The sequence below is a fragment of the Pseudomonas sp. B111 genome (genome assembly GCF_026428275.1).
Lineage (GTDB): Bacteria > Pseudomonadota > Gammaproteobacteria > Pseudomonadales > Pseudomonadaceae > Pseudomonas > Pseudomonas aeruginosa.
Window position 1 is genome coordinate 2,362,407 of the sequence record NZ_CP097857.1, and the last position, 16,932, is coordinate 2,379,338.

A 16,932-nucleotide genomic window follows, 5' to 3' on the forward strand; every position below is an offset into this window, starting at 1 on the left:
GCCTCGGCCCGGAAGGGGCTTTGCCAAGGGGAGGCGCGTTCCCGCCCTTGGCAAAGCCCCTTCGATACCTTGCGACCCGCGGAACCCTGCATGCCGTCCCGACCCCGTCCCAGCTTCGTCTCCCACCTGTTGCCCGGCTCCCTCGCGCTCTGCGGCCTGGCCATCGCCTGCGCCGTCCAGGGCGAGGAGCGACGCAGCCTCGAACCCATGGTGGTGACCGGCAGCTACAACCCCAGCGATACCTTCGACCTGCCGTTCTCGGTGGATAGCATCGAGCGCCGGCAGATCGCCGACGGCCAGCTCGGCATCAACCTCTCGGAAGTCCTGCCGCGGGTACCCGGCCTGGTGGTGCAGAACCGCCAGAACTACGCCCAGGACCTGCAAATCTCCTCGCGCGGCTACGGCGCCCGCTCGGCCTTCGGTATCCGCGGGCTGAAGCTGCTCGCCGACGGCATCCCGGCCAGCACGCCGGATGGCCAGGGCCAGGCCGCGACCCTCAACCTCGACGTCGCCGAGCGCATCGAGGTACTGCGCGGGCCGGCCTCGACGATCTACGGCAGCAACGCCGGCGGGGTGATCCAGATGTTCTCCCGCGACGGCCAGGGCGCCCCGCGGGTCGGCGCGGAAACCACCGTCGGCAGCGATGGCCTGAGCCGCAACCACCTGTACACGGAAGGCGAGGGCGACGGGGTCGGTTTCCTGGTGGATGCTTCGCGGATGGACACCGACGGCTACCGCGACCACAGCGCCGCGCGCCGCGACCAGACCTTCGCCAAGCTCAACTTCAGGCCCGACGCCGACAGCCGCCTGGCGCTGATCTACAGCAGCCTGGAACAGAACGACACTGAAGATCCGCTGGGGCAGACCTGGGACGCCTACAAGCACGACCCGCGCTCCGTCACCGCCAACGCCGAGCTGTACGACACGCGCAAGAGCATCGACCACCAGCAGGCCGGGATGAACTACGAGCGCTACTTCGGCGAGGCGACCTTGCAGGTCAACGCCTACGTGGGCAAGCGCAGTGTCGTGCAGTATCAGGCGATACCCAAGCAGATAGGATGCGAGAGTAATCCGCGTTGCCAGAGGAATGGCGCGGTGATCGACTTCGACCGCGACTTCCACGGTGGCACCGTGCGCTGGCTGCAACCGGTACGCCAGGCGCCGGGCGAGCTGAACCTGACCGTCGGCCTCGACTACGACCAGAGCCGCGACGACCGCCGCGGCTACCAGAACTTCAACGGCGACCAGCTCGGCGTGAAGGGCGAGTTGCGTCGCGACGAGGTGGACACCGCCACCAGCCTCGATCCCTACCTGCAGGCGAGCTGGGCCATCGACGCCTGGACCCTGCAGGCCGGGGTGCGCCACAGCACCATGAAGATGGAGGTCGACGACCGCTACCTGAGCAACGGCGATGCCAGCGGCTCGCGGCGCTACCGGAAGAACACCCCGTCGTTCTCGGTGATGTACGCCTTCACCCCCGACCTGCACGGCTACCTCAGCGCCGGCAAGGGCTTCGAGACCCCGACCCAGGCGGAGATGGCCTATGCGCCGGTGGCGGCGAACGCGCCGGACGTCTTCAACTTCGGCCTCAAGCCGGCCACCAGCAGCCAGTACGAAGCCGGGCTGAAGGCGCGCCTGTGGGGCAATACGCGGGTCAACGCGGCGATCTTCCAGATCCGCACCGAGGACGAGATCGTCGTCGCCAGCTCCCTCGGCGGTCGCACCAGCTACCAGAACGCCGGCAAGACCCTGCGCCGCGGCTTCGAACTGGGCGTGGAGAGCGAACTGAGCGAGCACTGGAACGCCAACCTGGCCTATACCCGGCTATCCGCCACCTACGATTCGGATTTCGAGGCCGGCGGCAAGACCATCGGCAAGGGCAAGCACCTGCCGGGCGTGCCGGAAAGCAGCCTGTTCGGCGAACTGGTATGGAAGCCCGTGGAGGGCATCAGCATGGGCTGGGAAGGCATGTACCGCAGCCAGGTCTACGTCGAGGACAGCAACAGCGAAAAGGCCGCGCCGAGCTATGCGGTATTCAACTGGCGCACCCGCTTCGAACAGCGCCTGGGGGCCTGGACCTTCCACCAGATGGTGCGCCTGGACAACCTGTTCGACCGCCAGTACGTCGGCTCGGTCATCGTCGGCGACGGCAACCGGCGTTACTACGAAGCGGCCCCCGGGCTGTCCTGGTACGCGGGAGCCGGGGTCGAATACCAGTTCTGAAGTGCCGGATGCGCTTGTTCGCGCTACCCGGCCAGCCCTTGTCAGCGTCGTCAATTCCGATTACTGTATGAATGTACAGTAATCGGAAATCGCCTGCCTGCGCGACAAGGAGCACCGATCATGAGCCACAACCTTGCCGAACTGCCGCTGTCCCGACGCCGCGCCCTGGAGCGCGAGAAACAGGCCTGCCTGCGCCTCCACCTGTCCCGCAATCGTGCCAGCGAACGCCTGGAGCGCGCCGTGCGCGACGAAGTCGAGCGCCTGCTGGGTGCCCGCGAACGCCAGGGGGCCGGCTGGCCGGAGTGGGTCAGCGCGGAGCTCTGCGTGGCGGACGACCCGCTCTTCGTGCGCAAGGTGGTGGCGCGCCTTAAAGCCGCGGTGGACTGGCAACGCCAGCGCGCAGCCTGAGCGTTGCTCGCTTCAGGCCCCGCTGCCGTCGCTCCCGGGCGCGCGATGATGTTGCAGGGCGCGCTGGCGATGGCCGGCGAGGATGTACCGGTAGATCAGTCGTGCGAGTGGCTCCAGCTCCATTTCCTGGCCGTCCAGCGCGGCGCCGCAGAGTGCCAGCTTGACCCGCTTGCCGCCGGCCACCGTGCGGGCTTCGGGGCGGGCGAAAGCCCGCGGGTCGAAACGGGCATGGCTGTCGAAGCGCGGTGCCGTGCAATCGAAGGTGGTCGCGAAGGTGAGTTCCAACCAGCGCCCGCGCTCGATCTCCAGCGACTGGAAGGTGTACATCGGCACCTGCGGCGCGTTGGCGAAGGCGATGCTCTCCGGCGTCAGGGTGAGCGCGACCTGGCCGTGGCGCCGGTAGAGGAACACGCCCGCCAGGCAGGCGTACAGGCCGCCGCCCAGCAGCAGCGCGGCTGGCAGCCAGAACAGCCATTGGGCACTGGCCAGGCGCCAGGCGTGGGGCAGCGAAGCGAGCCAGAGACCGGTGGCGCCAGCCACCAGGCCAGCGAGCAGGGCAACGCAGGCGGTGCCCCGCGAGACCTCGCGGATCTCGCAGCGGGCTTCCAGCGGCGGCAGTTCGTCGAGGGTTTCGTCAGTTTCTTGCATGGGGATTCTCACAGGTCTTGCCGAGCAGGTCGGCGCTGAGCGCTCGGCTCAACGCCAGGGGGGCGTCGAACCAGACGCTCAGCGCCTGGCTCGGCGGTCGTGTCGGAACGGCCCGGCCGGCGGTCCCGGCCCAGGTGCGTTCGAAGCTCTCTCCCAGCGCCTTGCAGCGCAGGCCCAGCGGAGGGTGGGTATCCTGCGGATGGACCTGGAGTCCCTCCGCCCCGGGGGCCGGTGCTTCCAGGCCGGACTGGCCCAGGTAGACGTGGATGGCGTCCACCAGGTTGTCCGGCGCGCGCGCCGGAGCGAGCAGGCAGTGTTCGAGGAACGCCCGTATCGGCGCGCCGGCCGCCGCGCTGCGCAGCAGGGCCGAGGCCATCGCCGGCGCACCGGCCAGTTGTGCGGCGCGGCGGTCGGCGGCGAATTCGCGCAGGCGGCTCCAGTGGTTCACGGCGAGGCCGAAACGTTCGAGGAAGTACCCGGCCAACAGTCGCGCCGGTTCCAGTGCCGCACGTTCGAAGACGTTGGCTTCCTGCTCCTCGATGGCGGCCAGTTGGCTCGCGGCGCCCTGGTAGATCGGCAGGAAGCGCAAGCTGTAATGGGCGTCGCGGCCGGCGAAGTGGGCCAGTTCGTGAGCGATCACTGCACTCAGTTCGGCGCGGTCCATCAGGCCCAGCAACGGTAGCGAGAGGTATAGGCTGCGTCCTTCCAGATGCTCGCCGGAAGGTTGCAGGCAGACGCGGTTGGCGGTCACGTAGAAGCCGTCGCAGAGACCCACCAACAGGTGCTGCGGGGCTGGCGTGTCGAGGCGCGCCGCCAGCTCGCGCAGTAGCGTCCAGAGTTCCGGTGCATCCTCTTCGCCCAGCCGGCGGCCGATGACATCCAGGGCCGGCGCCGGGCGCAGGCGCAAGCGGCTGATCTTCGCCAGCATTTGCCACGCCGACGCCAGCAGGCCGAGCAGGATCAGCGCCACGCTCAGCTGGGTGCGTCCTTCGCTGACCGGAACCTGGCCGACCCGCCACAGCCCGAGGATCTCGAACGTTCCGGCACAGGCCAGGGCCAGGGCGAGCAGGCCGATCTGGGCGAGGAGCAGGCAGGGCAGCAGGCGTCGGCCCAGCTCGAACCACAGGAGCAGGCAGCGACGCGAGCGCAGTGCGCTGCGTGCGGCGCCGGCGATGCCGGCCAGGGAGACGGCTCCCAATACGGCGACCAGCGCCGCCAGGCAGGCTCCGCTATCGGCGAGGACGGCGGCGAAGCGATTCAGGCGCTGTGCGCTTCGTGTGTCGGCGAGTTGCTCGTCGAGCCGCGCCAGGGCCAGGTCGCGCACATAGGCCCGGCCGTCCACCCGGACGCTGGCCCTCGGCGGCAGCGCCCGCGCTTCGGCGAGCGCGCGCTCGACCCACTGCTGCGCGGCGCCCAGTCGCTCGGCCTGCTGCTCGGCGCGCCAGGACTGCCAGGCGCCGAGCCCCGCCAGCAGCGCTGGAACCAGCACCAGGCAAAGCAGCAGCCTTCGCGGATGGACCGTGCCCTTCACTCAGCCCTGGCTGCGCAGTTGTTGCAGGTAGCGCTGGGCGTGGGCGGCCTGGATGTAGGCGTCGAGGATCGCCGCCATGTCGTCGCAGTCCAGCTTCTTGCCATCGCTCTGCAGGCCGGCCGACATGATGGTGATGCGCGGGTCCTTGCCTTTGAAAGCCATGGCCTGGGAGGCGAACACCTGGCGTACGGCGCGATGGGTCGGCAGCGGCGTTTCGGGCCGCAGGTGTAGGGTCTGGGTGGTTTGCAGCATGTCGGCCTTGACGCTGAAATCGATGACGTCGGCCAGCTCGACCGGAGCCGACAGGCTGTCGGCCCAGAGCTGGGTACGGGTCAGGCGCATGAAGGGGGTCTTGCCGGAGTTGCGATGCTGGTAGCCGAGGAACAGCCCGAACAGGCCGAGCAGCAAGCCGACGACGCCGACCCCCGGCTTGCCCTGGGAGAACCACATGCCGGTCATGATGAAGGGCACGATGCTCAGCAGCGGACCCAGCACCACGTACTTGCGGGTATTGGTGAACTCGGTGGCCGGGGGTACGTTGGCGATCACCCGCTCCAGGTGGGCGATGACCTCGGCGGTCTTCGCCTGGTTCAGCTCTTCGTGTTCGGCACCGAGGGTTTCGGCGAGGTTGGAGACGAGGTCCCGGGGTTCCTGGTTGCTCATGGAAATATCCTTGGAGTTGGGAGTGAAGAGGAAGCACTGGGCGGGATCTCGCCCAGTTGGCGGAGCCGGGCCTGGGCGCGGGCGATGTCCAGGTAGAGGTCGATGACCTCCGCGGCCTCCAGTAGCGACAGGTTGCGACCATTGAGGCGCCAGCCGGGGGACAGCAGGCGAACCTGTGGGCCGTCCCGGCATTCGCTGACGGCACGCGCGGCGAACGGGTCGAGCGGGCGCGTGGATGGCGCCGGTAGCGCCTTGCCGTGCAGTTCGAGGACTATCGCGGAGAACCAGACCCCGTCCTCCAGGCGCAGGTCGGCGACCTCCAGCAGGTCCAGCGGCGCCGACAGGCTGCGGGCGCGCAGGCGCCCTTGGCCGAGTACGAGGAACGGCGCGTTCCTGGCGTTGCGCTGCAGGCAGGCCAGACACATGAGGAGAGCGGCCGCCGCCAGCAGGCACAGCGCCGCCGCCTCATGCCCGGGACCGGGGTGGTCGCGCAAGGTCCAGGCGCCGCCGAGCAGCAGCAGGCCGAGCAGGGCGGACAGCGGCGCCGCGCCACGGGCGGCGCCGATGCTTATCCGGTTGGGAACGCTGGCGACGAAGCGCCGCAACCGCGTGGCTTCGTCGTCCCTTGCCCCGGCGGGGCAGGGTGCTTGCGCGCCCGGCGGGATCATCGGCTTTCCCCGTGGCCTGCATCGAGCAGGCGGTTGAGCCACTGCGTGTCGTCGGCGCTGACGATGCGCCTTGCCTGCCGCAGCAGGTCGTCGTCGAGCGCCAGGGAAAGGTCCGCGATCCGCTGGTAGGTCGGCGGGTGACTGTCGAAGGGGTGTTCCAGGCGGCGCGCGCTGTCCTGTTCGTCCAGTTCCAGGGAGTTCCCGCGCAGATGGTCGGTCAGCGCATGCACCAGGTTGCGCGTCTGCGGGCTGGCCAGCAGGCGTTCGATCAGTCCTGCAAGGGCGCAGGTGCGTAGCAGCGCGATGGCGAAGACCCGCGCGCCGGCTACCCGCGCCCCGACCTTGTCGGCGGCCAGTTCCTGGCGGCGATTCCAGTGCAGGTAGGCGCGCTCGAAGCGTTCGAGGAAGTACAGCGCGGCCCACAGGCCCGGCTTGCCGAGCAGGCCGACACGCCCATCCTCGGGTGCGGCGATGCGTTCGATGCGCAGGCGCACCTGCCGCTGCAGGAGCGACAGGGAGGCGCCGTGGGCGGTGTCGCCGGCGGCGAAGTGGCCCAGTTCGTGGCCGATGATCGCGGCGCTTTCGGCCTCGCTCATGACCGTGGCGTAGGTCAGCGGGATGTACAGGGTGCGCCCCTCCAGCGGAATGCCGCGGGGCGCCAGCAGGACCTTGGCCTGGGTGACGAAGTAGCAGTGCTCGATGCCGGTGACGACATGGTCCGGTAGCGGCGCTCCGGCGCGGTCGGCGATCTGTCCCAGCCATTGCCAGAGGCCGGGCGCGGCGACGCGGTCGAGTTCGCGGCCGAGCAGGTGGAGCACCGGTTCCTCCAGCGGCAGCAGTTCGCCGCGCAGGCGCCGCAGCATGAGCAGGCCGCCGAGGAACAGCAGCCACAGCGGCAGCGAGAAGAGCAGGGCGACGAAACCGTGACTGTGCCAGTGGCTGTAGCTCCACAGCGCTTCGTAGAGCAACTGGCTGGCCAGGGCGGCGACCAGCAGGCCGGCGTGCAACGGGACCAGTCGACCGAGGTGCCGCCAGGCCGGCGCGAGGTGGCCGAGCAGGTAGGCTTGCGAGCGCATCGAGCGGCGCCCGTCGTATTCCAGTTTCGCCAGCAAGGCGGCCGCGACCAGCGCCGACGCCAGCGCGCAGAGCTTGCCGATAGCGGCCAGCCAGCCGCGCAGAGCCAGCCAAGGATGGTCGCGGCGGATGGCCTCGGCGTCTTCGGCGAACTGGTGAAGATGACCTTCGACGCCATAGGCCGGACGGAACAGGTGACGGGGAATGGTGCCGGCGGCGTCCGGGTCGTTGCGCGCCGAGGCGCTCCAGTCGCGCATGAACTGTTCGTCGCGCAGGGTCGAGTCGACCCGGAAGGCCTGCACGGCGGACCAGGCGTAGAGCGCCAGGGGAATCAGGAAGAGGAACGCGAGCAGCCTTACCCGCAGCGTATCGTGGCTCATCCGCGTTTATTTCTGCTCGAGGTAGTCGGTCAGGAATGCCTGGGGCTCGCCTGCGGATGACAGCGACTCGCTATAGGCGACCTGCCGCGTCTGCTGTTCGCCGGGCAGGTAGAGCTCGCCCCAGCCGTCGCGCACGATCAGGATCACATACTTGCTGCCGTTCAGTTCGGTGGAGTAGCGACTGTCCCTGGCGCTCTTTTCCACCTTTACCTTGTGGATCAGGCGGTCCCAGTCGTGGTCCAGACCTTCGACCTGCAACAGCGCTTCGCCGGCCGCCGCTTCGCCGATACGCAGGGTCCAGACCTTGAGCCCCTGCTGGCCCTGATAGGCCACCACCTTGTCGGCGACTGGCGGCCGCGCCTGTTCGGCCTGCGCCGTGCAGGATCCCCACGCCAGCGCGCCCATCAGCAGCGCCGCAGTCCACTTTGCTATCATTCTCGCCCCCTTTGGCAACGCGATGTAAAAGGGGCGCATCTATTAATACAGGCTCGGACCATGAACAACCGAGGCGGCCGCCGCTCACAGGAAAAGTGTCGTCGCCCACAGGTTCGGTTCGATCAGCGCACGGAACCATCCTGGAAAGCCGCTGCCTGAACCGGTTCAGATGGTTGCGTCCCACCGATACCTACGCCATGGAAAGCTGGAATCCCTACCACGACACGGAGCTTTATTTCGACGCTCCTTCGCCCCTGTGCCAGTCGCAGATCCTCGACGCGCGCGAAATGCTCGGCAGCGCCACCGGTCACTACCAGGCGCGGACGGTGCGCCCGTCGATGCAGTATTTCGATTGCGACCTGAGCTTCACCGAGCCGCTGCGAACCCACAAGGTGCTGCCGGAAGGCCTGTGCATCGTGCAGATGTTCGACGGCCAGTGGCGGCACAGCGTCGACGGCGGCGAGCCTTATCTGTACAACCTGGGCGGTCCTTCGGTGCTCGGCACCGGCGAGCCGATGGAGGCCTTCGATATCCTGCCGGCGGGCAGCCGCGTGCGCCTGGGCGGGCTGCGGATCGCCGCCAGCTATCTGGAAGAGGAACTGGAAACCGGCGATGGCGCCCTGCGGCCGCTGGCGCGGCTGAAGGGCGACGGCGCGAGCTTCACCCAGTTGTCCCGTTGCGGCGCCATCACCGCCCTGTTCGAGCGCCTCTACCAGAATCCATACCGCGGCGCCCTCGGACGCCTGCACGAAGAGAGCCTGACCTTGGGCCTGCTGGTGGAGCTGGCCGCCTACCTGGGTGGCGCGGACCTTCGTCGCGCGCGCACCCCACGCGCCCAGCGCGACCTGGCCCATGAAGCGCGCCGCCTGCTGGAGGCGAACCTCGGTGAGCCGCCTGCCAGCCTCGAACTGGCGCGCCAACTGGGGGTCGGCGAAACCACCCTGCGGCGGATTTTCAAGAACGAGTTCGGTCGCTCGATGTTGCAGTACGTCCGCGACCGGCGTCTCGAGATCGGCCGGCAGATGGTCCGCGAGGGTCGCTGGCAGATCGCGCAGATAGCCTATCGCCTGGGTTACTCCAGTCCGGAAAACTTCACCCATGCCTACCGCGCGCGCTTCGGCCATCCGCCGGGGCGCGAGTGAGGCGGACGCGGTTCAGAGCGAACGCTGGTCGACCCGCGCGGAAAGCTGCTCGGCGCTTTCCTTGCGCTCCGAATAGCGGTCCACCAGGAAGTCCGTGCGTTCGCGCAGGAGCAGGGTGAACTTGAACAACTCCTCCATCACGTCGACCACCCGGTCGTAGTAGGGCGATGGCTTCATCCGGCCCGCTTCGTCGAACTCCAGGTAGGCCTTGGGAACCGAGGACTGGTTGGGGATGGTGAACATGCGCATCCAGCGACCCAGCACGCGCAACTGGTTGACCACGTTGAACGACTGCGAGCCGCCGCAGACCTGCATCAGCGCCAGGGTCTTGCCCTGGGTCGGGCGCACCGCCCCGAGCGCCAGGGGAATCCAGTCGATCTGCGCCTTGAATACCGCGGACAGCGCACCGTGGCGTTCGGGCGAGCACCAGACCTGGCCTTCCGACCACTGCACCAGGTTGCGCAACTCGCGGACCTTGGGATGCTCCAGCGGTGCATCGTCGGGCAATGGCAGCCCGGAAGGGTCGAAAATCCGCGTTTCGGCACCGAAGCGTTCGAGCAGGCGTGCGGCCTCCAGCACCAGCAGGCGGCTGAAGGAGCGCTCGCGGGTCGAGCCGTAGAGCAGGAGGATGCGCGGCCTGTGCCCGGAGACGGGGGGCGGGTCGCCGAGCAGCGCGGGATCGAGGTTGGGTAGTTGTTCGGACATGCTTCCCCCGGTCAGAGCGAGCCGATGCGCTCCAGCTCACGCTTGAGCTGGTCGCGATCCAGGGTAGCGAAGGGCAGGCCGAGGAAGGCTCTGCAACGCTGTTCGATGCGTGCCAGGGTGGCGTGGAACGCCGCATCCCGCAGGGCTTCGTCGCCATCCAGGGCGGAGGGATCGGCCAGGCCCCAATGGGCCTTCAGCGCTGCGCCGAGATACAGCGGGCAGGCTTCCCCCGCGGCGGCGTCGCAAACGGTGATGACGATGTCCGGCGGTGCGCCTTCGAAGGCTTCGCTGCCCTTGCTGTACAGGCCGTGGGTGGCGATGCCGGCCTGTTCGAGGGTTGCCAGGCTGCGCGGATGCACCCGCCCGCTGGGCTGGCTGCCGGCGCTGCATGCCTCGAAACCCGGCGGGGCCAGGTGGTTGAACATGGCTTCGGAAAGAATGCTGCGGCAACTGTTGGCCGTGCACATGAACAGGACTCGCATGGGATGCTCCTGCCGCCGTCGCCGGCGGCCGTCAGATGGCCAGGCGCAGGGCCAGGGCCGAAAGGGTCGCCAGCAGGACCGGCAGGGTCAGCAGGGCGCCGACCCTGAAGTAGTAGCCCCAGGTGATGCGCATGCCTTTGCGCGCCAGCACGTGCAGCCAGAGCAGCGTCGCCAGGCTGCCGATAGGGGTGATCTTCGGACCCAGGTCGCAGCCGATGACGTTGGCGTAGATCATCGCTTCGCGCACCGCGCCGGCGGTGTCGCTGGCCTGGATCGACAGGGCGCCGAGCAGCACGCTGGGCATGTTGTTCATTACCGACGAGAGGGCGGCGGAAATCAGTCCGGTACCCAGCGCGGCCGCCCATACGCCGTGCTCGGCCAGGCGGTTCAGGAGCTGCGCCAGGAGGTCGGTGAGACCGGCGTTCTTCAGGCCGTAGACCACCAGGTACATGCCCAGCGAGAAGACCACGATCTGCCAGGGCGCTTCGCGCAGCACCCGCCGGGTCGAGATCACCCGCCCGCGCCCGGCCACCGCCAGCAGCAGCGCCGCACAGGCCGCGGCCACCGCGCTGACGGGGACGCCCAGCGGCTCCAGGGCGAACAGCCCGGCGAGCAGGACCAGCAGCATCCAGCCACCGACGACGAAGGTCGCGCGGTCGCGGATCGCCGCCCGCGGCGGCTTCAATTGCTCCAGCGCATAGACCGGCGGCAGGTCGCGGCGGAAATAGAGGAACAGCACCAGCAGGGAGGTCGCGACGCTCACCAGGTTTACCGGCAACATCACCGCGGCGTACTCGCCGAAGCCGAGCCCGAAGTAGTCGGCCGAGACGATGTTCACCAGGTTCGAGACCACCAGCGGCAGGCTGGCGCTGTCGGCGATGAAGCCCGCCGCCATGACGAAGGCCAGGGTCGCCGCCGGGCTGAAGCGCAGGGCCAGCAGCATCGACATCACGATCGGCGTGAGGATCAGCGCCGCGCCGTCGTTGGCGAACAGCGCCGAGACCGCCGCGCCGAGCAGCACGCAGAAGGCGAACAGGCGCCGGCCGTCGCCGCCGGCCCAGCGCGCGACGTGCAGCGCTGCCCATTCGAAGAAGCCGGCCTCGTCCAGCAGCAGGCTGATGACGATCACCGCGATGAAGGTGGCGGTCGCATTCCAGACGATGTTCCAGACGGTCGGGATGTCGCCCGGCGCGACGCTGCCCAGCGCCAGGGCGAGCAGGGCGCCGATGCTGGCGCTCCAGCCGATGCCGAGGCCCCTGGGCTGCCAGATGACCAGGACCAGGGTGAACAGGAAGATGGCGAAGGCGATCAGCATGGGGCGGCTCGCGCTATTGGCAGCAGGCGGAGGCGCGCTGCGGGCGGCCGTCCATGTCGCGCAGGCGCGCGGCGTCGGCTTGCAGCCAGTCGCCGTTGGCCCGCAGGGTCACTTGCAGGACTTCGTGGATCCAGGCCGGCAGCGCAGGGTTCAGGCGGTAATACACCCACTGGCCCTGGCGACGGTCGAGGAGCAGCCCGGCACTGCGCAACTGGGCCAGGTGGCGGCTGATCTTCGGCTGGCTGTCGGCGAGGGCGCACATCAGTTCGCAGACGCACAGTTCGCCCTGGTCGACGATCAGCAGGGTGGCGCGAACGCGCGTCTCGTCGGCCAGGCACTTGAACACTTCGGCGGGGCTGGGCATCGCTGGGCCTTCCTGAATATATGGAAAGCCGAATATACGGACATCCGTATGTATTGCAAGCGCCCCCGATCCTGCCGGCTAGCGGCGGGCGGCCTGGACTTCCTCGCTCGGCGTGCGCCCGAAGTAGCGCTTGAACTCGCGGCTGAACTGCGAGGGGCTCTCGTAGCCGACCTGGTTGGCGGCGGTACTGGCGTTCAGCCCGTCCTGCACCATCAGGCTCCAGGCCTTGTACAGGCGCACGCTCTTCAGGTACTGGAGGGGCGAGGTGAAGGTCATCGCCTTGAAGTTGTGGTGGAAGGTCGACACGCTCATGTTCGCCTCGCGAGCCAGGGTGTCGATGTCCAGCGCACTGGCGTAGTCGGTGTGGATGCGCCGCAGGGCCCTGGCCATGCGCCCGTAGCCGCTGTGCCGGCCGGCCACCGCACGCAGGGCGTTGCCCTGCTCGCTGCGCAGGGCGCGGAAGATGATCTCGCGGACCAGTTGCGGGCCGAGGATATGGCTGTCCAGCGGGCTCTGCAGGCAGCGCAGCAGGCGCATCACCGCATCGGCCATCCCCGCGTCCAGCGGTACCGAAGCCATCGGCGCGCTGGGCGCCAGTTCGTTGTCGTCGTCGCTGCCGGGAGCCTCTTCCATCTGTAGCAGCAGTTCCTTCAAGGTGCCGATTTCCACGTCGACGCTCACTCCCAGCAAGGGCTCGGCGGCGGAGGCGTGGGTTTCGCATTCGAACGGCAGGGGCACCGACATCACCAGGTAGCGTTCGGCGTCATAGCGGTAGGTTTCGCCACCGAGGAAACCGATCTTCTGGCCCTGGGCGAGGATGCAGATGCGCGGCTCGTAGAACACCGGGCTGCGCGGATAGGCCTGTTCGGCGCGCATCAGGCGGACGCCGGGGATGCGGGTGGCGTCGAAACCCGGTTCGCCTTGCAGGGTGGTGATCAGCGACGCCATGTCGGTGGAAGTAGTGCTCATGCCTTGGCTGTTTCTCCAGGAGGGGAGGCAAACGTAGCAACCCCGCGCGCGCCTGGGCAGTGGCGGGACGCAACATCGGCACGAATGGGCAAGGCTTCGACAGGAATGGACATTCTGCGGCGGCGCCCATCCGGCGAACAATTGCCCCCCGAACGGACCGCCGCCAGCAGGCCGTCGCGGCCCGCCATCCTGCGAAGAGGACACACCGATGACCCTACAGATCCGCGGCTACGCCGCCCAGTCCGCCAGCGCCCCGCTGGCCGCCCATCGCTTCGAACGCCGCGCGCCGCGCGCCGACGACCTGGTGATCGACATCCTCTACTGCGGCGTCTGCCACTCGGACCTCCATCAGGCGCGCAACGAATGGCACAACAGCCTGTACCCGCTGGTGCCGGGCCACGAGATCATCGGCCGGGTCGCCAGCGTCGGCGAGGCGGTGAGCGGGTTCGCGGTCGGCGAACTGGTCGGCGTCGGCTGCATGGTCGACTCCTGCCGGCACTGCGCCGCCTGCGCCGAGGGCCTGGAGCAGTATTGCGCGGAATACCCGACCCTGACCTACAACGGCCGCGACCGCCACGACGGCCTGCCGACCTTCGGCGGCTACTCGGAGCGCATCGTGGTCTCCTCCAGGTTCGTCCTGCGCATTCCCCAGGGGCTCGACCCGAAGGCGGCGGCGCCGCTGCTGTGCGCCGGGATCACGTCCTACTCGCCACTGCGTCACTGGAAGATCGGCCCCGGTAGCTGGGTGGCGGTGGTCGGCCTGGGCGGCCTCGGTCACATGGGCCTGAAGTTCGCCAGGGCGCTCGGTGCCGAGGTGGCCCTGTTCACCCGCTCGCCGGGCAAGGAGGAGGAAGCGCGGCGGCTCGGCGCCGACCAGGTGATCCTTTCCACCGACCCACAGCGGATGGCCGCCGTCGCCGGACGCTTCGACCTGATCCTGGACACCGTGCCGCACCAGCACGACCTCAATCCCTACCTGGCGACCCTCAAGCGCGACGGCACCCTCGTACTGGTCGGCCTGCTCGAGCCGCTGGAGCCGGCGGTGCACGGTGCGCAACTGGTGATGGGACGCCGCTCGATCGCCGGCTCGGCCATCGGCGGCATCGCCGAGACCCAGGAAATGCTGGATTTCTGCGCGGCCCACGGGATCGCCTGCGACATCGAGATGATCGAGATCCAGCAGATCAACCAGGCCTACGAGCGGATGCTGGCCAGCGACGTGAAGTATCGCTTCGTGATCGACATGGCCTCCCTGCCGAAGTCCTTCTGAGACGGGCCGTCGGCGCCGGCGGGCTCAGCAGCCCTCGGCGTCGACCAGGAAGGTCTCGAAACGCACGCTTTTCGCCCCCAGCCGCCAGACGCCCGCGCTCAGCGGGCCTTGCGCGTCCTCCCGGGCCTGCCAGGCGCGTTCGCAGTCCTCGCGTGAACGCCAGCAGGTGTAGTTCAGCACGTGCTGGCCGTCCTCGCTGGGGTGCAGGCTGGCGGACAGGTAGCCCGGGCAGTTCCTGAAGCAGCGTTCCAGGCGTTGCAGGTGCGCGTTCTGTTCCAGCGCCAGCGACAACTGGCTGGCGGGTTCCACCTCGATATCGATGAGTTGCGCGTAGCACGGCGACCGCTCGCTAGCGGCCGGGCACTGGTCGTCGGTGCAGCAGTAGGAGGAGGGGATGAGCATGGCGGGTTACTCCGGGTGACTTGTGTCGAGGGCCGGCCCAGGGTAAAACCTCAAGCAAACTTGAGGTCAAGCCAATCATGAAGAATTCCTGCGCATCCCGCGAACTGAGCGTCGGCGAACTGGCCAGGCGTGCCGGCGTGGCGGTCTCCGCCCTGCATTTCTACGAAACCAAGGGGCTGATCAGCAGCCAGCGCAACGCCGGCAACCAGCGGCGCTTCAGTCGCGAGACGCTACGCCGGGTGGTGGTGATCAAGGTCGCACAGCGGGTCGGCATTCCCCTCGCGGAGATCGCTCGCGCCCTGCAGACCCTGCCGGCCGGGCGCAGCCCTAGCGCGGCGGACTGGGCGCGCCTGTCGGCGCAGTGGAAGGAGGATCTCACCGAGCGCATCGACAAGCTGCTGCTGTTGCGCGACCAACTGGACGGCTGCATCGGTTGCGGCTGCCTGTCGCTCCAGGCCTGCCCGTTGCGCAACCCCGGCGACCAGCTTTCCGCCGAGGGGCCGGGAGCGCACTGGCTGGACGCCGAGGGCCGCGAGCACGACGGCTAGGCAGCGGTCAGCCGTGGTGCTGGCGGTCGGCGACGGCTGGGCTGTCCTGCAGGTTGTCCGGCGGGATCGCCAGGGCGCGTAGCGATCCGGCCATGATGTCGCTGAAGGTGGGCGCCGAGACCAGGCCGCCGAAGTAGCCGATCCTGGTCGGCGAATCGATCATCACCGCCAGCACCAGTTGCGGGTCGGACGCCGGCGCCATGCCGACGAACAGCGAACGGTAGGACTTGTCCGCGTAGCCCCGGCCCGAGGCCTTGCGCGCGGTGCCGCTCTTGCCCGCCACGTGGTAGCCCGGCACGCGGGCGCGGACCACGCCCTTCGGGTCTTCCACCACGGTTTGCAGCATCGCCCGGATGCGCCGTGCGATCTGCGGGTCCATCGCCTGGCGCACCTGGTTCTGCGGGTTGTCGCGGAGCAGGCTGAGCGGCACCAGCTTGCCGTCGTTGGCGAACACCGAGTAGGCCTGGGCCAGCTCGGCGGTGTTCACCGCCAGGCTGTAGCCGAACGACATGCTGGCGGTGGCGATGTTCGACCATTTCTCGTGGAACGGCAGGTAGCCCGGGTTCTCGCCGGGGAAGCCCAGCGACAGCGGCGCGCCGAAACCGACCCGGCCGAGCTGTTCGAGGATCGGCTTGGGTCCGATCTGCAGGGCGACCTTGCTCATGCCGATGTTCGAGGAGTTGATCAGCACTCCGGTCATGGTCAGTACGTCGCGCCGGGCGACGTCGTGGATGGTGTGCCCGTCGATGGTCATCCAGCCCGGAGCCACGCTGACTTGGCTGTTCTCGTCGAACTTGCCGGAGGCCAGCGCCGCCGACATGCTGAACGGCTTGATCACCGAGCCCGGCTCGAAGGTATCGGTGAGGGTGCGGTTGCGCATGAAGGCCGGGGCGAAGCTGGCGCGGTTGTTCGGGTTGTAGGAGGGGAAGTTGGCCATCGCCAGGATCTGCCCGCTCTTCGGGTTCACCAGGACCGCCGAGCCGGAGTGCGCGCCGAACTTGAGCACGGCCTTTTCCAGCGCCTTGTAGGCGATGAACTGTAGTCGCAGGTCGATGCTCAGGGCCACGTCCTGGCTGGCCTTGGGCGTCTTCAGCACCTTGATGCTGTTGACCAGCGAGCCGCGCGGGTTGATCGCCACCTCGCGTACTCCGTCCTTGCCGCTCAGCCAGTCGTTGAAGCCCAGTTCGGTGCCTTCCTGGCCGCGGCCGTCGATGTTGACCAGGCCGATCAACTGCGCGGTCAGCTCGGAACTGGGGTAGAAACGCTTGTATTCCTTGATCTGGTGTACCCCCGTTATGCCCAGGGCCATCACCTCGCTGGCCTCGATCGGCGACAGGCCGCGCTCGAGGTAGAGGAAGCGCTTGTTCGGGTTGGCCTGGAGCTGGGCCAGCAGCGGCGCCGCGGGGCGGTGCAGGGCGCCGGCCAGGCGTGGCACCTCGTCGAGGTGGGCGGCCATTTCCCTGGGGTTGCACCAGATCGACGCGACTTCGGTGGATACCGCCAGCGGCTCGCCGTTGCGGTCGGTGATCATGCCGCGGGTGACCGGGATCGGCAGGTCGCGGATCGAGCGGAGGTCGCCCTGGTCGGCGAGGAATTCGTGGTCGTGGACCTGGAGATAGACCAACCGTCCGGAGACGGCCAGGGAGGCGAGGACGAACAGGGTGACGACAAGGATGAAGCGGTAGTTTCGGCGTTGACTGCTCAT

At 68.5% G+C, this 16,932-nt stretch carries 18 protein-coding genes; 5 read left to right on the forward strand and 13 right to left on the reverse strand.

What is annotated here, in order from left to right; genetic code table 11:
- Window positions 1-90: 90 nt before the first annotated feature.
- On the forward strand, window positions 91-2,223 hold the full coding sequence (locus M6E97_RS10970) for a TonB-dependent receptor family protein (protein ID WP_034005734.1): 2,133 nt from the start codon (window positions 91-93) through the stop codon (window positions 2,221-2,223).
- A 120-nt stretch (window positions 2,224-2,343) separates the two neighbouring features.
- Window positions 2,344-2,631: a hypothetical protein gene (locus tag M6E97_RS10975; RefSeq protein ID WP_003089338.1), complete on the forward strand. Its 288-nt coding sequence runs from the start codon at window positions 2,344-2,346 to the stop codon at window positions 2,629-2,631.
- 12 nt (window positions 2,632-2,643) lie between these two features.
- On the opposite strand, the gene M6E97_RS10980 is transcribed toward M6E97_RS10975, so the two are convergent.
- Genes M6E97_RS10980 through M6E97_RS11005 form a run of 6 tightly spaced genes read right to left on the reverse strand, consistent with a single transcriptional unit; the run spans window position 2,644 to window position 8,030 of the window.
- Window positions 2,644-3,279: a hypothetical protein gene (locus M6E97_RS10980; RefSeq protein ID WP_034005733.1), complete on the reverse strand. Its 636-nt coding sequence runs from the start codon at window positions 3,277-3,279 to the stop codon at window positions 2,644-2,646.
- Window positions 3,266-4,810 carry a M48 family metallopeptidase gene (locus M6E97_RS10985; protein ID WP_034005732.1) on the reverse strand — a complete coding sequence of 515 codons (1,545 nt, stop codon included), beginning with the start codon at window positions 4,808-4,810 and terminating at the stop codon, window positions 3,266-3,268. Before M6E97_RS10985 ends, M6E97_RS10980 begins: the two co-directional genes overlap by 14 nt.
- Complete coding sequence (locus M6E97_RS10990) at window positions 4,811-5,473, reverse strand: hypothetical protein (protein WP_003089328.1); 663 nt, start codon at window positions 5,471-5,473, stop codon at window positions 4,811-4,813.
- Complete coding sequence (locus tag M6E97_RS10995; RefSeq protein WP_014603818.1) at window positions 5,470-6,141, reverse strand: hypothetical protein; 672 nt, start codon at window positions 6,139-6,141, stop codon at window positions 5,470-5,472. The genes M6E97_RS10990 and M6E97_RS10995 overlap by 4 nt, the downstream gene beginning before the upstream one ends.
- Window positions 6,138-7,595 carry a M48 family metalloprotease gene (locus tag M6E97_RS11000; protein WP_023099577.1) on the reverse strand — a complete coding sequence of 486 codons (1,458 nt, stop codon included), beginning with the start codon at window positions 7,593-7,595 and terminating at the stop codon, window positions 6,138-6,140. The genes M6E97_RS10995 and M6E97_RS11000 overlap by 4 nt, the downstream gene beginning before the upstream one ends.
- 6 nt (window positions 7,596-7,601) lie before the next feature.
- Window positions 7,602-8,030 carry a hypothetical protein gene (locus M6E97_RS11005; RefSeq protein WP_003139423.1) on the reverse strand — a complete coding sequence of 143 codons (429 nt, stop codon included), beginning with the start codon at window positions 8,028-8,030 and terminating at the stop codon, window positions 7,602-7,604.
- A gap of 287 nt (window positions 8,031-8,317) precedes the next feature.
- Between M6E97_RS11005 and M6E97_RS11010 the strand changes: the two genes are divergently transcribed.
- Complete coding sequence (locus M6E97_RS11010) at window positions 8,318-9,172, forward strand: helix-turn-helix transcriptional regulator (RefSeq protein WP_003122741.1); 855 nt, start codon at window positions 8,318-8,320, stop codon at window positions 9,170-9,172.
- Between the two features lie 12 nt (window positions 9,173-9,184).
- Here the strand turns inward: M6E97_RS11010 and arsH are convergent, their stop codons facing one another.
- The 5 genes from arsH to M6E97_RS11035 form a co-directional block, all read right to left on the reverse strand.
- Complete coding sequence (gene arsH, locus M6E97_RS11015; RefSeq protein ID WP_031755972.1) at window positions 9,185-9,877, reverse strand: arsenical resistance protein ArsH; 693 nt, start codon at window positions 9,875-9,877, stop codon at window positions 9,185-9,187.
- Window positions 9,878-9,888: 11 nt separating this feature from the next.
- Window positions 9,889-10,359 carry an arsenate reductase ArsC gene (locus M6E97_RS11020; RefSeq protein ID WP_003112098.1) on the reverse strand — a complete coding sequence of 157 codons (471 nt, stop codon included), beginning with the start codon at window positions 10,357-10,359 and terminating at the stop codon, window positions 9,889-9,891.
- A gap of 31 nt (window positions 10,360-10,390) precedes the next feature.
- On the reverse strand, window positions 10,391-11,674 hold the full coding sequence (locus M6E97_RS11025; RefSeq protein ID WP_031755973.1) for an arsenic transporter: 1,284 nt from the start codon (window positions 11,672-11,674) through the stop codon (window positions 10,391-10,393).
- A 13-nt stretch (window positions 11,675-11,687) separates the two neighbouring features.
- Window positions 11,688-12,038 carry a metalloregulator ArsR/SmtB family transcription factor gene (locus M6E97_RS11030; protein WP_003089312.1) on the reverse strand — a complete coding sequence of 117 codons (351 nt, stop codon included), beginning with the start codon at window positions 12,036-12,038 and terminating at the stop codon, window positions 11,688-11,690.
- 78 nt (window positions 12,039-12,116) lie between these two features.
- Window positions 12,117-13,007: an AraC family transcriptional regulator gene (locus M6E97_RS11035; RefSeq protein ID WP_003110753.1), complete on the reverse strand. Its 891-nt coding sequence runs from the start codon at window positions 13,005-13,007 to the stop codon at window positions 12,117-12,119.
- Window positions 13,008-13,215: 208 nt separating this feature from the next.
- On the opposite strand from M6E97_RS11035, the gene M6E97_RS11040 reads away from it, so the two are divergent.
- On the forward strand, window positions 13,216-14,277 hold the full coding sequence (locus M6E97_RS11040; protein ID WP_034005731.1) for an NAD(P)-dependent alcohol dehydrogenase: 1,062 nt from the start codon (window positions 13,216-13,218) through the stop codon (window positions 14,275-14,277).
- 24 nt (window positions 14,278-14,301) lie between these two features.
- Here the strand turns inward: M6E97_RS11040 and pumA are convergent, their stop codons facing one another.
- A complete protein-coding gene (pumA, locus tag M6E97_RS11045; RefSeq protein WP_003089304.1) occupies window positions 14,302-14,679 on the reverse strand; it encodes a monooxygenase PumA in 378 nt (125 codons plus the stop codon).
- Window positions 14,680-14,756: 77 nt separating this feature from the next.
- On the opposite strand from pumA, the gene soxR reads away from it, so the two are divergent.
- Window positions 14,757-15,227 carry a redox-sensitive transcriptional activator SoxR gene (gene soxR, locus M6E97_RS11050; protein ID WP_003089301.1) on the forward strand — a complete coding sequence of 157 codons (471 nt, stop codon included), beginning with the start codon at window positions 14,757-14,759 and terminating at the stop codon, window positions 15,225-15,227.
- A 7-nt stretch (window positions 15,228-15,234) separates the two neighbouring features.
- Here the strand turns inward: soxR and M6E97_RS11055 are convergent, their stop codons facing one another.
- Complete coding sequence (locus M6E97_RS11055) at window positions 15,235-16,932, reverse strand: peptidoglycan D,D-transpeptidase FtsI family protein (protein ID WP_003110751.1); 1,698 nt, start codon at window positions 16,930-16,932, stop codon at window positions 15,235-15,237.

Coding starts and splice junctions, on each gene's coding strand:
- M6E97_RS10975 (WP_003089338.1), top strand. CDS start 2,344: ATGAGCCACAACCTTGCCGAACTGCCGCTGTCCCGACGCCGCGCCCTG.
- M6E97_RS10970 (WP_034005734.1), top strand. CDS start 91: ATGCCGTCCCGACCCCGTCCCAGCTTCGTCTCCCACCTGTTGCCCGGC.
- M6E97_RS11005 (WP_003139423.1), bottom strand. CDS start 8,030: ATGATAGCAAAGTGGACTGCGGCGCTGCTGATGGGCGCGCTGGCGTGG.
- M6E97_RS11040 (WP_034005731.1), top strand. CDS start 13,216: ATGACCCTACAGATCCGCGGCTACGCCGCCCAGTCCGCCAGCGCCCCG.
- M6E97_RS11035 (WP_003110753.1), bottom strand. CDS start 13,007: ATGAGCACTACTTCCACCGACATGGCGTCGCTGATCACCACCCTGCAA.
- M6E97_RS10990 (WP_003089328.1), bottom strand. CDS start 5,473: ATGAGCAACCAGGAACCCCGGGACCTCGTCTCCAACCTCGCCGAAACC.
- soxR (WP_003089301.1), top strand. CDS start 14,757: ATGAAGAATTCCTGCGCATCCCGCGAACTGAGCGTCGGCGAACTGGCC.
- M6E97_RS10995 (WP_014603818.1), bottom strand. CDS start 6,141: ATGATCCCGCCGGGCGCGCAAGCACCCTGCCCCGCCGGGGCAAGGGAC.
- M6E97_RS11000 (WP_023099577.1), bottom strand. CDS start 7,595: ATGAGCCACGATACGCTGCGGGTAAGGCTGCTCGCGTTCCTCTTCCTG.
- pumA (WP_003089304.1), bottom strand. CDS start 14,679: ATGCTCATCCCCTCCTCCTACTGCTGCACCGACGACCAGTGCCCGGCC.
- M6E97_RS11055 (WP_003110751.1), bottom strand. CDS start 16,932: ATGAGCAGTCAACGCCGAAACTACCGCTTCATCCTTGTCGTCACCCTG.
- M6E97_RS11020 (WP_003112098.1), bottom strand. CDS start 10,359: ATGCGAGTCCTGTTCATGTGCACGGCCAACAGTTGCCGCAGCATTCTT.
- M6E97_RS11010 (WP_003122741.1), top strand. CDS start 8,318: ATGCTCGGCAGCGCCACCGGTCACTACCAGGCGCGGACGGTGCGCCCG.
- M6E97_RS10980 (WP_034005733.1), bottom strand. CDS start 3,279: ATGCAAGAAACTGACGAAACCCTCGACGAACTGCCGCCGCTGGAAGCC.
- arsH (WP_031755972.1), bottom strand. CDS start 9,877: ATGTCCGAACAACTACCCAACCTCGATCCCGCGCTGCTCGGCGACCCG.
- M6E97_RS11025 (WP_031755973.1), bottom strand. CDS start 11,674: ATGCTGATCGCCTTCGCCATCTTCCTGTTCACCCTGGTCCTGGTCATC.
- M6E97_RS11030 (WP_003089312.1), bottom strand. CDS start 12,038: ATGCCCAGCCCCGCCGAAGTGTTCAAGTGCCTGGCCGACGAGACGCGC.